This window comes from Cryobacterium sp. Y50 (assembly GCF_002929805.1).
In the GTDB taxonomy this organism is placed as follows: Bacteria; Actinomycetota; Actinomycetes; order Actinomycetales; family Microbacteriaceae; genus Cryobacterium.
Genome location: NZ_PJJM01000011.1, coordinates 1 through 1,509, shown reverse-complemented (window position 1 = coordinate 1,509; position 1,509 = coordinate 1). Strand labels below are relative to the sequence as shown.

The following is a 1,509-nucleotide window of genomic DNA, read 5'->3' as shown; positions in this document are numbered from 1 at the left end:
GGGCAAATGGGTAGCACCCGAAGTAGGGTCAAGATTCGGCGTGTGCCGAAACCCTGTGACGACGACGCCCACCGGTGGTCGAGACGTCACGGTCCCCTACTTGGAGGTCGCAGTGTCTGTAGCTTTTTCTCTTTCGCGAGGGGCGTCGAAGCGGATGCTGGCGGCATCCGTTGTCGGCCTGCTCGTGGCCAGCTCGATCGCACTGATCGCCGCTCCGGCGCAGGCCGCGACGTCGGGCTTCACCGCCGCAAACGGCATCCGATACGGTGCAAGCGCCGTCGACGGAACGATTACCGCCACTGGCTATAACGGGTCGGCATTGACCGTTGTGATTCCCGACACGGTCACAGAAGCGGGCGCGGAGTACACGGTCACCGCCATCGGGGCCGAGGCCTTTAAACGTTGGGGCCTTACCGGGGTCACCATTGGCCAGAACGTGAAAACCATTGGCCAGGGGGCCTTCAGCAGGAACTCCGTGACCGGGCCTATTATCATTCCGGCGTCCGTGCAGACCATCGAAGACGATGCGTTCAGCGAAAGCGGTACTCTAACGTCATTGGACATTCCAGCGTCAGTGACACACATCGGCGAGTCAGCTTTCGGTGGCACTAGCCTGAGCTCGGTCACTCTGCATGAGGGGCTCGAAAGCATTGATCAATACGCCTTCTGGGGAAACCCGATGACGTCTATCACTATTCCGGCGTCAGTGCAGACCATTGGCGCGAACCTCTTCTGGGACGGCCACGTCGTAGCGGTGACTTTCGCCGGCGCAGCGCCGACACTCTGGAGCACTGACGCCATCAATCCGGACTCGGGCCACGTCGATCCGTCGCTGGGCGACGCTGAGGGCTTGACGGTGCACTATCTGTCGACGTTCGGAGTTGACGGAGGGCGTGCCAATGGGTTTACGACGCCGGCATGGATGGGCTACGACACCGTGATCGACCCGATCGTGTCGTTTGACGTCACCGGGCACGACGCGATTGCGGCGCAGCGCTTGGTTGCTGGCCAGCTGGCCGTGGCTCCTACTGTTACGGACGCAGAATTCGATGGCTGGTACACCACGGCAGACTTCACGACGGCGTTTGATTTTTCGGTCGCTCCGACCGACGACGTGACCGTGTACGCAAAGTGGCCCGTGGCCGCGGTCGTTGTAGAAGAGCCCGTTACGCCGTCGTCGCCGACCCTGACTCTTGACCTCGGCCTGGCCGTTGGCGACGTCGTCGCCGGCGCCCCGGTGACGGTGTCCGGTGCGGGGCTCAAAGCCGGCTCCGATTACACCGTCATTCTGCGCTCCACCCCGGTACTGCTGGCTGGCGGAACGATCGGCTCCACTGGCGCGTTCACAGCCAGCGCTGTTCTGCCGACCGGACTATCGGCCGGGCAGCACACCGTAACCCTCACGGGCACGGCCGCTGACGGGTCAGCCCTGTCGCGCGTCGCGTTCCTGACGGTCAGCGCCACCGGCACGCTCACGTACCTGTCGTACATTTCAGCGGATGCCGCCAC

The 1,509-nt window shown here is 63.4% G+C and carries 1 protein-coding gene; it reads left to right on the top strand.

What is annotated here, in order from left to right:
- Positions 1–112: 112 nt before the first annotated feature.
- A partial coding sequence (locus CXY73_RS00075) for a leucine-rich repeat protein (protein WP_158253952.1) occupies positions 113–1,509 on the top strand: 1,397 nt, incomplete at its 3' end.